Source organism: Arthrobacter sp. Z4-13 (assembly GCF_054792705.1).
Window position 1 is genome coordinate 3664246 of sequence record NZ_CP096459.1, and the last position, 13871, is coordinate 3678116.

14 protein-coding genes are annotated in these 13871 nt (G+C 64.7%); 6 read left to right on the forward strand and 8 right to left on the reverse strand.

Translation table 11 applies throughout. The features are described 5' to 3' along the window. The first annotated feature begins 165 nt into the window (after positions 1–165). The 6 genes from M1E07_RS18760 (at position 166) to M1E07_RS18785 (ending at position 6634) form a co-directional block, all read left to right on the forward strand. Positions 166–1632 (forward strand): fumarylacetoacetate hydrolase family protein, encoded by a 1467-nt coding sequence (locus M1E07_RS18760; RefSeq protein WP_461188127.1) that lies wholly within the window; start codon positions 166–168, stop codon positions 1630–1632. Further along, positions 1625–2311, forward strand: a complete 687-nt coding sequence (locus M1E07_RS18765; protein WP_461188128.1) for a GntR family transcriptional regulator — start codon at positions 1625–1627, stop codon at positions 2309–2311. Before M1E07_RS18760 ends, M1E07_RS18765 begins: the two co-directional genes overlap by 8 nt. A gap of 47 nt (positions 2312–2358) precedes the next feature. Further along, the gene (gene hpaE / locus M1E07_RS18770; RefSeq protein ID WP_461188129.1) at positions 2359–3900 is read left to right on the forward strand and encodes a 5-carboxymethyl-2-hydroxymuconate semialdehyde dehydrogenase; all 1542 of its coding nucleotides are present in this window, start codon (positions 2359–2361) and stop codon (positions 3898–3900) included. Positions 3901–3969: 69 nt separating this feature from the next. Further along, positions 3970–5046, forward strand: a complete 1077-nt coding sequence (gene hpaD, locus M1E07_RS18775; protein WP_461188130.1) for a 3,4-dihydroxyphenylacetate 2,3-dioxygenase — start codon at positions 3970–3972, stop codon at positions 5044–5046. A gap of 2 nt (positions 5047–5048) precedes the next feature. Continuing rightward, positions 5049–5834, forward strand: coding sequence for a 2-oxo-hept-4-ene-1,7-dioate hydratase (gene hpaH / locus M1E07_RS18780; protein WP_461188131.1), 786 nt, complete (start codon positions 5049–5051; stop codon positions 5832–5834). Continuing rightward, positions 5819–6634 carry an aldolase/citrate lyase family protein gene (locus M1E07_RS18785; RefSeq protein WP_461188132.1) on the forward strand — a complete coding sequence of 272 codons (816 nt, stop codon included), beginning with the start codon at positions 5819–5821 and terminating at the stop codon, positions 6632–6634. The genes hpaH and M1E07_RS18785 overlap by 16 nt, the downstream gene beginning before the upstream one ends. A gap of 9 nt (positions 6635–6643) precedes the next feature. Here the strand turns inward: M1E07_RS18785 and M1E07_RS18790 are convergent, their stop codons facing one another. The 8 genes from M1E07_RS18790 to M1E07_RS18825 all read right to left on the reverse strand — a co-directional run bounded on the left by M1E07_RS18790 (position 6644) and on the right by M1E07_RS18825 (position 13803). Beyond that, on the reverse strand, positions 6644–7027 hold the full coding sequence (locus M1E07_RS18790) for a hypothetical protein (protein ID WP_461190439.1): 384 nt from the start codon (positions 7025–7027) through the stop codon (positions 6644–6646). Positions 7028–7206: 179 nt separating this feature from the next. Then, on the reverse strand, positions 7207–7899 hold the full coding sequence (gene urtE / locus M1E07_RS18795; protein ID WP_461188133.1) for an urea ABC transporter ATP-binding subunit UrtE: 693 nt from the start codon (positions 7897–7899) through the stop codon (positions 7207–7209). Then, complete coding sequence (gene urtD, locus M1E07_RS18800) at positions 7892–8701, reverse strand: urea ABC transporter ATP-binding protein UrtD (protein ID WP_461188134.1); 810 nt, start codon at positions 8699–8701, stop codon at positions 7892–7894. Before urtD ends, urtE begins: the two co-directional genes overlap by 8 nt. Then, entirely contained in the window at positions 8698–9852 is a 1155-nt protein-coding gene (urtC, locus tag M1E07_RS18805) for an urea ABC transporter permease subunit UrtC (protein ID WP_461188135.1), read from the reverse strand. Before urtC ends, urtD begins: the two co-directional genes overlap by 4 nt. Continuing rightward, a complete protein-coding gene (gene urtB / locus M1E07_RS18810) occupies positions 9849–10733 on the reverse strand; it encodes an urea ABC transporter permease subunit UrtB (protein ID WP_461188136.1) in 885 nt (294 codons plus the stop codon). The genes urtC and urtB overlap by 4 nt, the downstream gene beginning before the upstream one ends. Positions 10734–10767: 34 nt before the next feature. Beyond that, complete coding sequence (gene urtA, locus M1E07_RS18815) at positions 10768–12033, reverse strand: urea ABC transporter substrate-binding protein (protein WP_461188137.1); 1266 nt, start codon at positions 12031–12033, stop codon at positions 10768–10770. Positions 12034–12392: 359 nt separating this feature from the next. Continuing rightward, the gene (locus M1E07_RS18820) at positions 12393–12818 is read right to left on the reverse strand and encodes a heat shock protein transcriptional repressor HspR (RefSeq protein ID WP_461188138.1); all 426 of its coding nucleotides are present in this window, start codon (positions 12816–12818) and stop codon (positions 12393–12395) included. Positions 12819–12831: 13 nt separating this feature from the next. Beyond that, complete coding sequence (locus M1E07_RS18825; protein ID WP_461188139.1) at positions 12832–13803, reverse strand: DnaJ C-terminal domain-containing protein; 972 nt, start codon at positions 13801–13803, stop codon at positions 12832–12834. Positions 13804–13871: the final 68 nt, after the last annotated feature.

The window sequence follows — 13871 nt, forward strand, 5'->3', positions numbered from 1 at the left end:
TTACGTTTCCATATGAGAAAACGCTGCTGTTGGAGCAACACTGTACGCCACCTGTGACGTGGACGACAAGGGCGGCACAAGGGCGCGCAAACCAGGGGGTTGACAAGCATCGACAGAAGCGCGAAGGTCATCGTATATTATTTCGTACTTGATGAGGAGACGGTTTTGGAGCAGGTCAATGGAGATACTTTGGCAGCGGCACGAAAAGTGATCGCCGTGCACATCAACTACCCCAGCCGTGCAGCACAGCGGGGGCGCACTCCGGCCCAGCCGTCCTACTTCCTCAAGCCATCGTCATCTCTCTCCCTCGGCGGCAGCGCCGTCGAGCGGCCCGCAGGATGCGAACTCCTCGGCTATGAAGGCGAGGTCGCCCTTATTATCGGCAAGGCTGCCCGCCGTGTGGCGGTTGAGGATGCCTGGAATCACGTAGCTTCAGTGACTGCCGGCAATGACCTCGGCGTTTACGACCTGCGCTGGGCGGACAAGGGCTCGAACCTCCGGTCCAAGGGCGGCGACGGCTTCACCCCGGTGGGCCCGGCGCTGATCCCGGCAGACGCCGTCGACCCCGCCAACCTGCGCATCAGCACCTGGCACAACGGGCAACTTGTCCAGGACGACACCACCGAGAACCTGCTCTTCCCGTTCGCCCGGCTGGTCGCGGACCTCTCCCAGCTGCTCACCCTCGAGGAGGGGGACATCATCCTCACCGGCACCCCCGCCGGCGCCTCCGTCGCCAAGCCCGGGGACGTCCTCGAGGTGGAGGTCAGCACTACCGACGGCAGCCTGTCCACGGGCCGTTTGCTCACCCGGGTAGAGGAAGGCACGACGCCGCTCGCAGACTTTGGTGCCGGACCCAAGGTTGATGACCTGCAGCGTGAGGAGGCGTACGGTTCACGCGAAGCCGCCGGCCTGCCCGCGGCAGCCAGCGCTCTCTCCCCCGAGCTGAAAGCCAAGCTCGAGAGCGTCGCCACGGCAACGTTGTCCTCGCAACTGCGCAAGCGGGGCCTTAATAACGTCAGCATCGACGGGCTGCAGGCCACCCGGCCGGACCGCCGCGTCGTCGGACTGGCCAGGACCCTGCGCTACGTCCCCAACCGCGAGGACCTGTTCAGGACCCACGGCGGCGGGTTCAACGCCCAGAAGAAGGCAATCGACTCGGTCAACGAGGGCGAAATCCTGGTCATGGAAGCCCGCGGCGAAAAGGGCACAGGCACCGTAGGCGACATCCTCGCCCTGCGCGCCCAGGTCCGCGGCGCCGCGGCCATCATCACCGACGGCGGCGTCCGCGACTTCACCGCCGTCGCCGGGCTGGACATGCCCACCTACTTCGCCAACCCGCACCCGGCCGTGCTGGGCCGCCGGCACATCCCGTGGGACACTGACATCACCATCGCCTGCGGCGGCGCCACCGTCCAGCCCGGCGACATTATCGTGGCCGACTCCGACGGCATCCTGGTGATCCCGCCGGCCATCGCCGGGGAACTGGTGGATGACTGCATCCAGCAGGAAAAGGAAGAAGTCTTCATCTTCGAGATGGTCCAGCAGGGCAACAGCGTCGATGGGCTCTACCCGATGAACGCCGAATGGCAGGCCAAATATAAGGAATGGGAAGCAGGCACCTCCGATGACTGAGACAGCCCTTACCGACGACCTTCCGGCCACCGCCGCCGGCAGCAAGTCCCAGCAGGCCTACCAGGCGGTCAAGACCCGAATCATCGAGGGCACCTACACCCCCGGCTACCGCCTGGTTCTCGGCAGCATCGCGAAAGACCTCGGCTTCAGCGTGGTCCCGGTCCGGGAAGCCATCCGCCGGCTCGAGGCCGAAGGCCTGGTGAAGTTCGAACGCAACGTCGGCGCCACCGTGGCCGGCATCGATCCCACCGAATACCTGTACACCATGCAGACCCTCAGCATCGTGGAAGGTGCCGCCACCGCGCTGTCCGCACCGCTGATCGATGCGGTGTCCATTGCCCGGGCCCGCGCCGTGAACGAGGAGATGCGCGAGTGCCTTCACCACTTTGACCCGGTCCGGTTCACCCGGCTCAACCAGGATTTTCACAGCGTTCTGTTTGAACATTGCCCCAATCCGCACATCCTGGACCTGGTGCACCGCGGCTGGAACCGGCTGGCAGCTCTTCGGTCCTCCACCTTCCGCTTTGTCCCCGGCCGCGCCCACGATTCCGTGGACGAGCACGAAGCCCTGCTCCAGCTCATCGAATCCGGAGCCGACGCCGACGAGATCGAAAAAGCCGCCCGCCTGCACCGTTCCGCCACCCTGGACGCTTACCTCGCCCAGGCAAAGACGACTTGAACCGCTCTCCGGAGCAGAGACCCCATCCGAGCAGTAAGGAAACAACAATGACGTCCACTGCAGAACAGACCGCCACGCATTACGTGCCGCAGGACCTTCCCACCCATATCCAGCACTACATCAACGGGCAGTTCGTTGATTCGGTGGGCGGCAAGACCTTCGACGTGCTGGACCCGGTCTCCAACCAGAACTACGCCACCGCCGCGGCAGGCCAGAAGGAAGACATCGACCTGGCCGTCGCCGCCGCCCGCCAAGCGTTCACCAACGGCCCCTGGCCAAAGATGAAGCCCCGCGAACGGGCACGGGTACTGAACAGGATCGCCGACGCCGTCGAGGCCCAGGAAGCCCGGCTCGCCGAGCTCGAGACCTTCGACACCGGCCTGCCCATCACCCAGGCCAAGGGCCAGGCCCTGCGCGCGGCCGAGAACTTCCGCTTCTTCGCGGACCTGATCGTGGCCCAGTTCGACGACGCCATGAAGGTCCCCGGCTCGCAGATCAACTACGTGAACCGCAAGCCGATCGGCGTCGCCGGCCTGATCACCCCGTGGAACACCCCGTTCATGCTGGAGTCCTGGAAGCTCGCCCCTGCCCTGGCCACCGGCAACACCGTGGTCCTCAAGCCCGCCGAGTTCACCCCGCTCTCGGCCTCGCTGTGGGCCGCCATCTTCAAGGAAGCCGGCCTGCCCGACGGCGTGTTCAACCTGGTTAACGGCCTGGGCGAGGAAGCCGGCGACGCTTTGGTCAAGCACCCGGATGTCCCGCTGATCTCCTTCACCGGCGAGACCACCACCGGCCAGACCATCTTCCGGAATGCCGCAGAGAACCTCAAGGGCCTCTCCATGGAGCTCGGCGGCAAGTCGCCCTGCGTGGTGTTTGCCGACGCCGACCTGGACGCCGCGATCGACTCCGCCCTCTTCGGGGTCTTCTCCCTCAACGGCGAACGCTGCACCGCCGGCTCCCGCATCCTTGTCGAACGCGCCATTTACGATGAATTCTGCGAAAAATACGCCGCCCGCGCGAAGAATATCGTGGTCGGTGACCCGCACGATCCCAAGACCCAGGTGGGTGCCCTGGTCCACCCGGAACACTACGAAAAAGTCGCTTCCTACGTGGAGATCGGGAAATCCGAAGGCCGCCTGCTGGTCGGCGGCGGCCGGCCCGAAGGCCTGCCCGAAGGCAACTACATCGCACCCACCGTGTTTGCCGACGTCGCACCGGACGCCCGGATCTTCCAGGAGGAAATCTTCGGTCCCGTCGTGGCCATCACCCCGTTTGAGAATGACGACGAAGCCCTGGCCCTGGCCAACAACACCAAGTACGGCCTGGCCGCCTACATCTGGACCCAGAACCTGACCCGCGCGCACAACTTTTCGCAGAACGTCGAGGCCGGGATGGTGTGGCTGAACAGCCACAACGTCCGCGACCTGCGTACCCCGTTCGGCGGCGTCAAGGCCTCGGGCCTCGGCCACGAGGGCGGCTACCGCTCCATCGACTTCTACACCGACCAGCAGGCCGTGCACATCACCCTCGGCACCGTCCACACGCCTAAATTCGGCAGCATCGAAGCCTCCGCCGCCAACGAAGGCTAAGCTCCGGCACCCAACCCGGCCTGCCGCCGTCGCACTGCCCACAAAACCTTTCAAAGAAGAGAGCACACCATGACCAACTTTGTTCCCACTCCCACCGTCCCGGCACCGGACATTGTCCGCTGCGCATACATGGAGATCGTGGTCACGGACCTCGCCAAGTCGCGCGAGTTCTACGTGGACGTCCTGGGCCTGCACGTCACCGAGGAAGACGAGAACACGATCTACCTGCGCTCCCTGGAGGAGTTCATCCACCACAACCTGGTGCTGCGCAAGGGACCGATCGCCGCCGTGGCAGCCTTCGCCTACCGGGTGAAATCCCCCGCCGAGGTGGATGCCGCCGAGGCCTACTACAAGGAACTGGGCTGCCGCACCGAGCGCCGCATCGGCGGCTTTACCAAGGGCGTGGGCGACTCCGTCCGCGTCGAGGACCCGCTGGGCTTCCCGTACGAGTTCTTCTACGACGTGCAGCACGTGGAGCGCCTCACCCAGCGCTACGACCTCTACTCCGCCGGTGAACTGGTCCGCCTGGACCACTTCAACCAGGTCACCCCGGACGTACCCCGCGGCCGTGCCTACCTGGAGGACCTGGGCTTCCGCGTCTCGGAGGACATCAAGGATTCCGACGGCGTCACGTACGCCGCATGGATGCACCGCAAGCAGACAGTGCACGACACCGCGCTGACCGGCGGCAACGGCCCGCGCATGCACCACATCGCGTTCGCCACGCACGAGAAGCACAACATCATCCAGATCTGCGACAAGATGGGCGCCCTGCGCATCAGCGACCGGATCGAACGCGGCCCCGGCCGGCACGGCGTATCCAACGCGTTCTACCTCTACATCCTGGACCCCGACGGCCACCGCATCGAGATCTACACCCAGGACTACTACACCGGCGACCCCGACAACCCCACCATCACCTGGGACGTCCACGACAACCAGCGCCGCGACTGGTGGGGCAACCCCGTCGTCCCCTCCTGGTACACCGAAGCCTCACTGGTGCTGGACCTGGGCGGCAACCCCCAGCCCGTCATCGTCCGGGAAGAAAAGAGCGAAATGGCCGTCACGGTGGGAGCCGACGGCTTCTCCTACACCCGCAAAGAAGGCGCGGACACCGAGGGTTTCAAGCTCGGGGCGCAGCTGTAGCCATGCTGGATGCCAAGACGATTGAGGCAATAGCCGATGAACTGCTCGAGGCTGGCCGGAACCGGAAACCGGTCCCCCGCCTGACGGCCCGCTACCCGCACATGACGGTGGAGGACTCCTACGCGGTGCAGCAGCTGTGGCGGCGCCGGAATGAGGAAGCCGGCCGGACCCTGGTGGGCCGGAAGATCGGCCTCACGTCCAAGGCCATGCAGGATGCCACGGGCATCACCGAACCGGACTACGGCGCGATCTTCGATGACATGGTGCTGGAGACGGGGTGTTCGGTGGAGTGGGACCAGTACACCCACCCCCGGGTGGAGGTGGAACTGGCCTTTGTGCTGAAGGACGGGCTGAAGGGCCCGGGCTGCACCATCTTCGATGTCCTCAAAGCCACTGACTACGTGGTCCCGGCCCTGGAGATCCTCGATTCCCGGATCGAGATGGAGGGCCGGACCATCGTGGACACCATCTCCGACAATGCCGCCATGGGCGCCATGGTGATCGGCGGCCGCCCGGTCAAGCCGGACGCCGTCGACCTGCGCTGGGTCTCAGCCATCCTCTACAAGAACCAGACCGTAGAGGAAACCGGCGTCGCTGCCGGGGTCCTGGACCACCCCGCCAACGGCGTGCACTGGCTCGCGAACAAGATCGCCGCCCACGGCGATTCGCTGAAGGCCGGCGACATCATCCTCGCCGGGTCCTTCACCCGCCCGCTCTGGGTCTATAAGGGCGACACCGTCCACGCCGACTACGGACCGCTCGGGAGTGTGACATGCCGCTTCGAATAGACGACACCTTCCGCGATGCCCTGGCCGCCAGCAGCCGCCCGCTGGCCGGGATGTGGGTGTGCTCCGGCAGTCCCCTGATTGCTGAGTTGTGCGCGGGGTCCGGCCTGGACTGGCTCTTAGTGGATGCCGAGCACAGCCCCAACGGCCTCGAGTCCATCCTCGCCCAGCTCCAGGCCGTCTCCGGCTACCCGGTCCACACGCTGGTGCGGCCACCGGTCAATGACACTGTGCTCATCAAGCAGTACCTGGACCTCGGCGTGCAGAACCTGCTCATCCCCATGGTCAACTCCGTCGCAGAAGCGGAAGTCGCGGTTGCCGCCACGCGGTACCCGCCAGAGGGCGTCCGCGGGGTGGGTTCCGCCCTGGCCCGCGCCGCCCGCTGGAACCGGGTCCCGGACTACCTCACCCGCGCCGGGGAGACCATCAGCGTCACGGTTCAAATTGAATCGACGGCGGCCGTGGACGCCGTCGCGGACATCTCGAAGGTCGACGGCGTGGACGCCATCTTCCTGGGCCCTTCCGACCTCGCGGCGTCCATGGGCCTGCTTGGCCAGCAGGAACACCCCGAGGTGCGCGCCGCCGTCGAACACTGCCTCGCCGCCGCCAAAAAGGCCGGCAAACCGGCCGGCGTCAACGCGTTCAACCCCGACACCGCCCGCCACTACCTGGGTAACGGCGCCGACTTCATCCTCGTGGGCGCCGACGTCGCGCTCCTGGCCCGCGGCTCAGAAGCCCTGGCTGCGCAGTTCGTCCCCAAAGCCCCGGTGGTTGAGCCCGGCGGGACACCCGCCAGCTACTAAAGGACAGGGTTACCCCATGGCAGGGGCGGCGGTCCGGCCGGCGAACTGGCGGCGGGCCCAACGGGCAAGTTTCTTGCCTTTGCCCTTCCACCAGTTGTCCTCGTCCTTGTCGTGGTGCAGCCGGAAGATGATGGCGCTCAGCACAAACATTCCCATCACCACATCGATCCAGGATGCCAGCACCAAAGCAATGAGGACCGTCAGGGCGTTGGCAATGACGGACGGAATGGCCAGGGTCCGGAAAACAGTGCTGGCTACATACCGCCGGTGCGACCGCGGCACGGACAGAGCCCGCACCATGTCGAAGCAGACGCACACCACCACTATGGCCTGTCCGGTCGCCAGCAGCATCTGGCCCGGAAGCGAGCCGCTGAAAGAGGCAACGGCCTCCATCCCCGGGCTCACGGCCAAACCTTGACTAGAGCACCAAACATGTAAACCCCCAGAAAACGTGGAACCACTGCTGTTGATCCAGCAGTGGTTCCATTCAAGTTTCCGGGGGCGGTACGGTCACGAGTAGTGGGTACTCTAATTTTGGCCAAAATGTCCCAACTACCGCGCTTGCTCATTCCTCAGATGAGCATCGCCTTCCGGACGTCAGCCGCCGAACCGGCGCCGCCGGCGCCCGAGGATGAGACCCTTCCCGCCGACAGAACGTAGTAGCTGTCCGCGGCCTGCAGGGCAAAGCCGATGTGCTGCTCCACCAGGAGGATGCTCATACCGTTGCGCTGCGACAACTCGATGATGGTTGCTTCTATTTCTGCCACGATGTTCGGCTGGATGCCCTCGGTGGGTTCATCCAGGATCAGCAGGCGGGGGTCAGTGATGAGTGCCCGGGCGATGGCCAATTGCTGCCGCTGACCGCCCGAGAGCAGCCCGGCCCGCCGGGCCAGCAACGGCCGGAGCGCCGGGAACATATCCAGGGCTTCCGCCACGCGTTCTGCGCCGTTCCTGCGCCCGTCCGCCACGAGTTGCAGGTTCTCCAGGACGGACAGCTGCCCGAATGACTGCTGTCCCTGAGGTACATATGCCATCCCGCGGTCCACCCGCCGGTGGGGCCTGAGGGCCGAGATGTCCTCCCCGTCAAGGCTGATGCGCCCCGCGGTGGGTTTGAGCAGCCCGACGACGGCGCGCAGCAGCGTAGTCTTTCCGGCGCCGTTGTGCCCCAGGACAGAGACAACGGCTCCGTCCGGGACGGTCACGCTGACGCTGGAGATCACCTGGGTACGGCCGTAACCGGTCTGCAAATTTTCAATGTCAAGCATCAGCTGCCTCCACTCCCGAGGACCCCAGGTACACGTCCTGCACCTTTTGGTCTGCCTGCACCTGCGCCACGCTGCCCTCGCTGAGGACTTTGCCCGCCGCAAGCACGGTGACTGAAGTTGCGAACTCCCGCACGAAATCCATGTCATGTTCAATTACCAGCGTGATGCGGCTTGCAGCTATCCGGCGCAGCAGCTCCCCCGTTTCCCCTCGCTCGTCCTGGCTCATACCCGCGATTGGCTCGTCCAGCAGGAGGACATCCGAATTCTGGACGAGCAGCATGCCGATCTCCAGCCATTGCTTTTGTCCGTGGGCGAGGATTCCCGCCTTTTTGTCCGCCGCGCTTTCCAGCTTGATGATTTCGAGGGCCTCTTCCACCGCCGCATCCACCGTCTTGCGGCGCCGGAGCATTCGAAGGGGGCCGCGGCCGGAACCGGCGGCAATGTCGAGGTTCTGGAGTACGGAAAGATTCTCAAACACGCTGGCAGTCTGGAACGTACGCCCCACTCCCAAACAGGCGATCTGGTGCACTTTGCGTCCGAGGATCTCGGTGCCGGTGTGGTTCACCGACCCGGTGGCCGGCACCAGGCCCGTGATCGCATCGATCACGGTGGTCTTCCCGGCGCCGTTGGGTCCGATCAGGAACCGCAGGTCGCCCTGGATTACGTCGAGATTGACCTTGTCCACGGCAAGGAATCCGTCAAAGGAGACGGACAGGTCGCGGACTTCAAGGTATTTTGGCCGGCCATGACGGAGTCCTCCGGCCCTCGGTTCGCCGTCAGGGAGCAGGGTGGGCGTGGTCATCTGCGGGCCTCCTCAGGCATGGTGGCTTCTTCTTCGGCTTCCGGTGATGTTGCCAGGGACGCTGGGGTAGCTGGCACGGCCGGCTCTGATGCCGGGGCACTGGTTCTGCGCCGCCTGCCCACCAACGCCGGCAAGGAGGCCAGCCCACCCGGCATGAACCCGATCACCAGGACAAACAACAGGCCCTGGAAGTACACCCAAAAGGAGGGAAAGGTGGAGGACAGGCTGGACTGGGCGGCAGCGACGCTGACAGCGCCGAGCACGGGCCCCAGAAGCGTGGCACGGCCGCCAATTGCAACGCCGATGAGGAAGGCGATGGACGGGATCACGCCTACGTCTGCCGGTGAGATGATTCCGACGAGCGGGACGAACAGCGCACCTGCAATGCCTGCCAGGACAGCGGCAACCACGTATATGACAGTTTTGATGGTTGCTGGATCGTAGCCCAGGAAGCGGACGCGCTCCTCCTGGTCCCGGACCGCGACCAGCAGCTCGCCGAGCCGGCTGTGCATCAGCTGACGGGCAAGGGCTATGGACAGCAGGAGGACCGACGCTGCAATTACGTACAACATCACCTTGTTGTTCGGGTCCTGCAGGTCAAAACCGAAGAATGACCGGAACCCGCTCAGCCCGTTCGAGCCGCCGGTGGTGGCCTGCTGGCCGATCAGGAACACCGCGAAGGCAGCAGCCAGCGCCTGGCTAAGGATTGCGAAGTAGGCACCTTTCACGCGGCGCTTGAAGACCGCCAAACCCAGGACAAGTGCCACGAGTCCCGGTATCAGCACCACCGCCAGCAGCGTAACAGCGGGGCTTCGGAATGGCTCCCACCAGCCGGGCACTTCACCGCTGCCGTAAAGGGACATGAAGTCCGGCACGCCCGAGCCCCCGAAAAGCGACGCGTCGGCAAGCTTCATGTGCATGGCCATGATGTACGCGCCAAGCCCGAAGAACACGCCCTGCCCGAGGGTCAGCATGCCGCCGCGTCCCCAGGCCAGGCCGATGCCGACTGCTACGATCGCGAAGCAAAGGAACTTTCCCAGCAGTCCCAGGCTGAACGCTGGAAGAATGGCGGGGGCAACACCCAGGAGCAGGACCGCACCAAGAGTGAACCCGGCCGCGGTACCCAATCGTCCCCGCAACGGGACACTCATGCCAGGCTCCTCGTCTTGAGGCTGAAGATGCCCTGCGGCCGGAGCTGAAGGAACACCACGATCACTATCAGGATCAGGACCTTGCCGATGCTGGCCGTCGTCGAGTACTCGAAGACGGACTGCAGAACGCCAAGGGCAAACGCGGCGATAACTGCCCCCTTGATCTGGCCAATGCCGCCGGCCACCACCACCAGGAAAGCATCCACGATGTAGTTGGTACCGAGGTAGGGGCTGGTCGAACCTATGAGGGTGACGGCCACACCGGCTACACCGGCCAGGCCGGAACCGATGAAGAACGTCAGCTGGTCGCTGCGCCTGGTTGAGACGCCGCTGGTTTCCGCGAGGTCGCGGTTCAGGACAACAGCCCGGATACGGCGCCCGAGCGGCGTGCCCTTCAGGAGGAGGACCAGGCCGGCAAGGCACAGCAGCGAGAGCCCCAGGATGAAGAGCCGCGTCAGCGGGATGGGAGCGCCGAACAACTCGATGTTCCCCTGCAGCCACGACGGCGCACGGACATCCACGCTGGGTGCGCCAAAAATGTCCCGTGCGGCCTGCTGGAGGATGAGCGCCACCCCGAAGGTAACCAGAAGCGTGTCAAGGGGCCGGTGGTACATGCGGCGCAAGAGCACCGCCTCGAGCACCAGCCCCAGGACGCCTCCCACCAGGAAGCCCGCGGGAATGGAAACCAGCAGTGAAACGCCGGCATCGGAGATGGCCTGCTGGACCACGAATGCCGTGTAGGCCCCGGCCATCATGAACTCGCCGTGGGCCATATTGATGACCCCCATCTGGCCGAAAGTCAACGACAATCCGAGTGCCGCAAGGAGCAGCACGGAACCGAGGCTGAGCCCGGCGAACATCTGCCCTATCAGGAGTTCCATTCCAGCAGGCCTTTCTTCGATGTGTCCGCAGCTGCTACTTGGCCAGGTCCTTGGCCCAGTCATAGGTGGCCAGGAACGGATCCGGTTCAACTGCCTTGGGCGAGGACCAGACGGTGTCGATGAGGCCCTCCGAATTGATCTTCCCGATCCGGGGAGTCTTGGTGATGTGGTTGTTTTTCCCGTCAACGGTTACCAGGCCTTCGGGCGCTTCGAAGGTCACCCCGTCCGCTGCGGCCTGCACCTTGTCCACGTCGAATGACCCGGCCTTCTCCACCATGGCTTTCCAGAGGTACAGCGAGGTGTAGGCAGCCTCCATGGGGTCGCTCGTTACCCGCTCCGCGCCGAACTTGGCCTTGAAGGCCGCGACAAACTTCTTATTGGCCGGGGTATCCAGGGTCTGGTAGTAATCCCAGGCGGTCAGCTGTCCTTCCACATTGTCCAGGCCGACGCCGGGAACCTCCTCCTCGGCGATGGAAACCGAGACAACGGGCATGCTGTCCGCTGTCAGGCCAACGCTTTTGTACTGCCGGAAGAAGGCCACATTGCTGTCGCCGTTGAGGGTGTTGAAGACCGCATCGGCCTTGGAGTCCCGGACTTTGTTGACAATGGTGGAAAATTCGGTGGAGCCGAGCGGCGTGTATTCTTCGCCAAGGATTTCAATGCCCTTGGCCGCGGCGTAGGCCTGGATGATCTTGTTGGCCGTCCGCGGGAAGACGTAATCGCTGCCGACCAGGAAAAGGGACTTGGTTCCCTGCTCAGCCAGGTAATCCAGGGCTGGAATAATCTGCTGGTTGGTAGTGGCGCCGGTGTAGAAGATGTTCTTCGAGGACTCCAGGCCTTCATACTGCACCGGATAGAACAGCAGTGCATCGTTGGCTTCGAACACGGGGAGCATGGCCTTGCGGCTTGATGAGGTCCAGCCGCCGAACACTGCGGCAGTGCAATCCTGTTGGATCAGTTTTCCGGCGCGCTCGGCAAACTTGGTCGGTTCGCTGGCACCGTCCTCGCTGACCACCTGGAGCTGCTTGCCCAGCACACCGCCGGAGGCATTAATTTCCTCCGCGGCCAGGGTCAGGGAGTCGAAGACGGTGCTCTCGCTGATGGCCATGGTGCCCGACAGCGAGTTTATGAAGCCCACTTTGATGCTGTTGCCCGCCGTGTCCACACAGGAGGTGCCGGTGCTGGCGGTGGAACCTCCGGACGTCGGATCGGCAATCTGGCTGCCACAGCCTGCCAGGACTGTGGCCACCGCGGCCGCCGCCAGGGGAAGGAAAGCGCGTTTGTTGACCGAAACCCTCATGTATACCTGCTTCTCACTCAGCCGCTGCGCTGGCAGTGGCTCCGCCTCCGAGGTCCTGGGAAGTGACCTCTTGGATGAATGTAGGAGCCAATTGTTTCGGGGCTTGCGAGGTTGGTTTCGAGACAGTTTCGGGACTGTTGCCGGGCTGGCCTGGAGTCGAGGTGCAATAAAGGACGAGCGGAAAAAACCGCTGGAAAGCCGGGGGCTGAGAATTAACCTGCGGGAAACGTGCCTTCACGTAACTTTCGGCTGCCGGCCGGACACATTCCGCCTATGGCGTCGCGGTCCCAGTCTGACTGGAGGTTGTGGGCGCAGATCGGGCACGGGAAGGGCGCTCATGCGCCGGTCCGCAGGAGCGCTTATTGCCCGATGGCGCGTGGACGCCAGAGCACCACGGCCTGCGAGCGGGGACGGGGGCGCTGGCCGCGGGCCAGGCTCACCACGTCGCCCGCGGCACCGGCAGCGAAAATGCGTGAATCGAAAGGCTGCGGCCGGCGGCTCAGTTCATCAGCCAGCTCCGAAACCCGGCGCTGCAGGGCCGCCACCTGGTTCTCGAGCTCCAGAATGCGCTTGATCCCCTCAAGCGAGACCCCTTCCTGGGACAGCCGCTGCACCTCCCGCAGCATGTTGATGTCACGCTGCGAGTAGCGGCGGGACTTGCCGGGCGCGCGGCTCGGCGAGACGATGCCCATCCGGTCGTACTGCCGCAGGGTCTGGGGGTGCATGTCCGCCAGTTCAGCCGCCACCGAGATCACAAAGATCGGCTGGTCTGAGTTGATGTCCACGGCTCACCTGCTGCTAAAGCCGGGCCTTGGCGGCCAGGCCCTCTCGGACGTCGGCTCCGGCAGTGGCGTCGGCAAATGCCTTGACCGCGGCTTCGGCTTCCTTGTTCAGGTTCTTGGGGACGGCGACGTCGATGGTCACCAGAAGGTCGCCGGTACCCTTGGACGTCTTCACGCCTTTGCCCTTCACCCGGAGTGTACGGCCCGACGGCGTACCGGCCGGCACGCGGACCCGCACCTTTTCGCCGTCGATGGTGGGCACTTCGATGTCGGCGCCCAAAGCAGCTTCGGGGAAGGTGACCGGGACGTGCACGCGGAGGTTGTCGCCGTCGCGCGTGTAAAACTCGTGCGGCTTGACCGACACGGAGACCACCAGGTCGCCGTTGCCGGCCGGGCCCGGCTGGCCCTTGCCGCGCACGCGGACCTTCTGGCCGTCCTTGATGCCGGCGGGCACGCGGACGTCGATGACCTCACCGCTGGGTTCCCGCAACCCGATGGTGGTGCCGCGGATGGAACCCGAGAAGGAAATACTCGTGGAGGCAGAACGGTCGGCGCCTTTCTGCGGGGTGCGCTGGAAACCCGACTGCCCGAAGCCGCCGCCGAACAGGTCCGCGAATTCGGGCGGGATGCCGCCGGCCGCCGGGTTGAACCCGCCGGAGTGGCGCCCGGTGTTGCCGGTGAACAGGCCGCCGAACATGTCCTCGAATCCGCCGTTGCCCGCACCGGCGCCGCCGGGAGCGAAGCGGGCCCCGCCGCCCATGGCCCGAATGGCGTCATACTGCTGCCGCTCTTCGGGGTCGGAAAGTACAGAGTAAGCCTCGGAGATGTCCTTGAACTTCTTCTCGGACGCAGTGTTCCCCGAGTTGGTATCAGGGTGGTGCTGCCGTGCGAGCTTCCGGTAAGCCTTCTTGATATCGGCGTCGGAAGCGTCCTTGGCGATACCAAGGATCGCGTAAAAGTCCTTGTCCACCCAATCCTGGCTAGCCAATGGCGTTTCCTTTCAAATCTCAGTGCCGAGATGGCAGTTCGCGGCAATGATCTGTCGAATCATCGCCA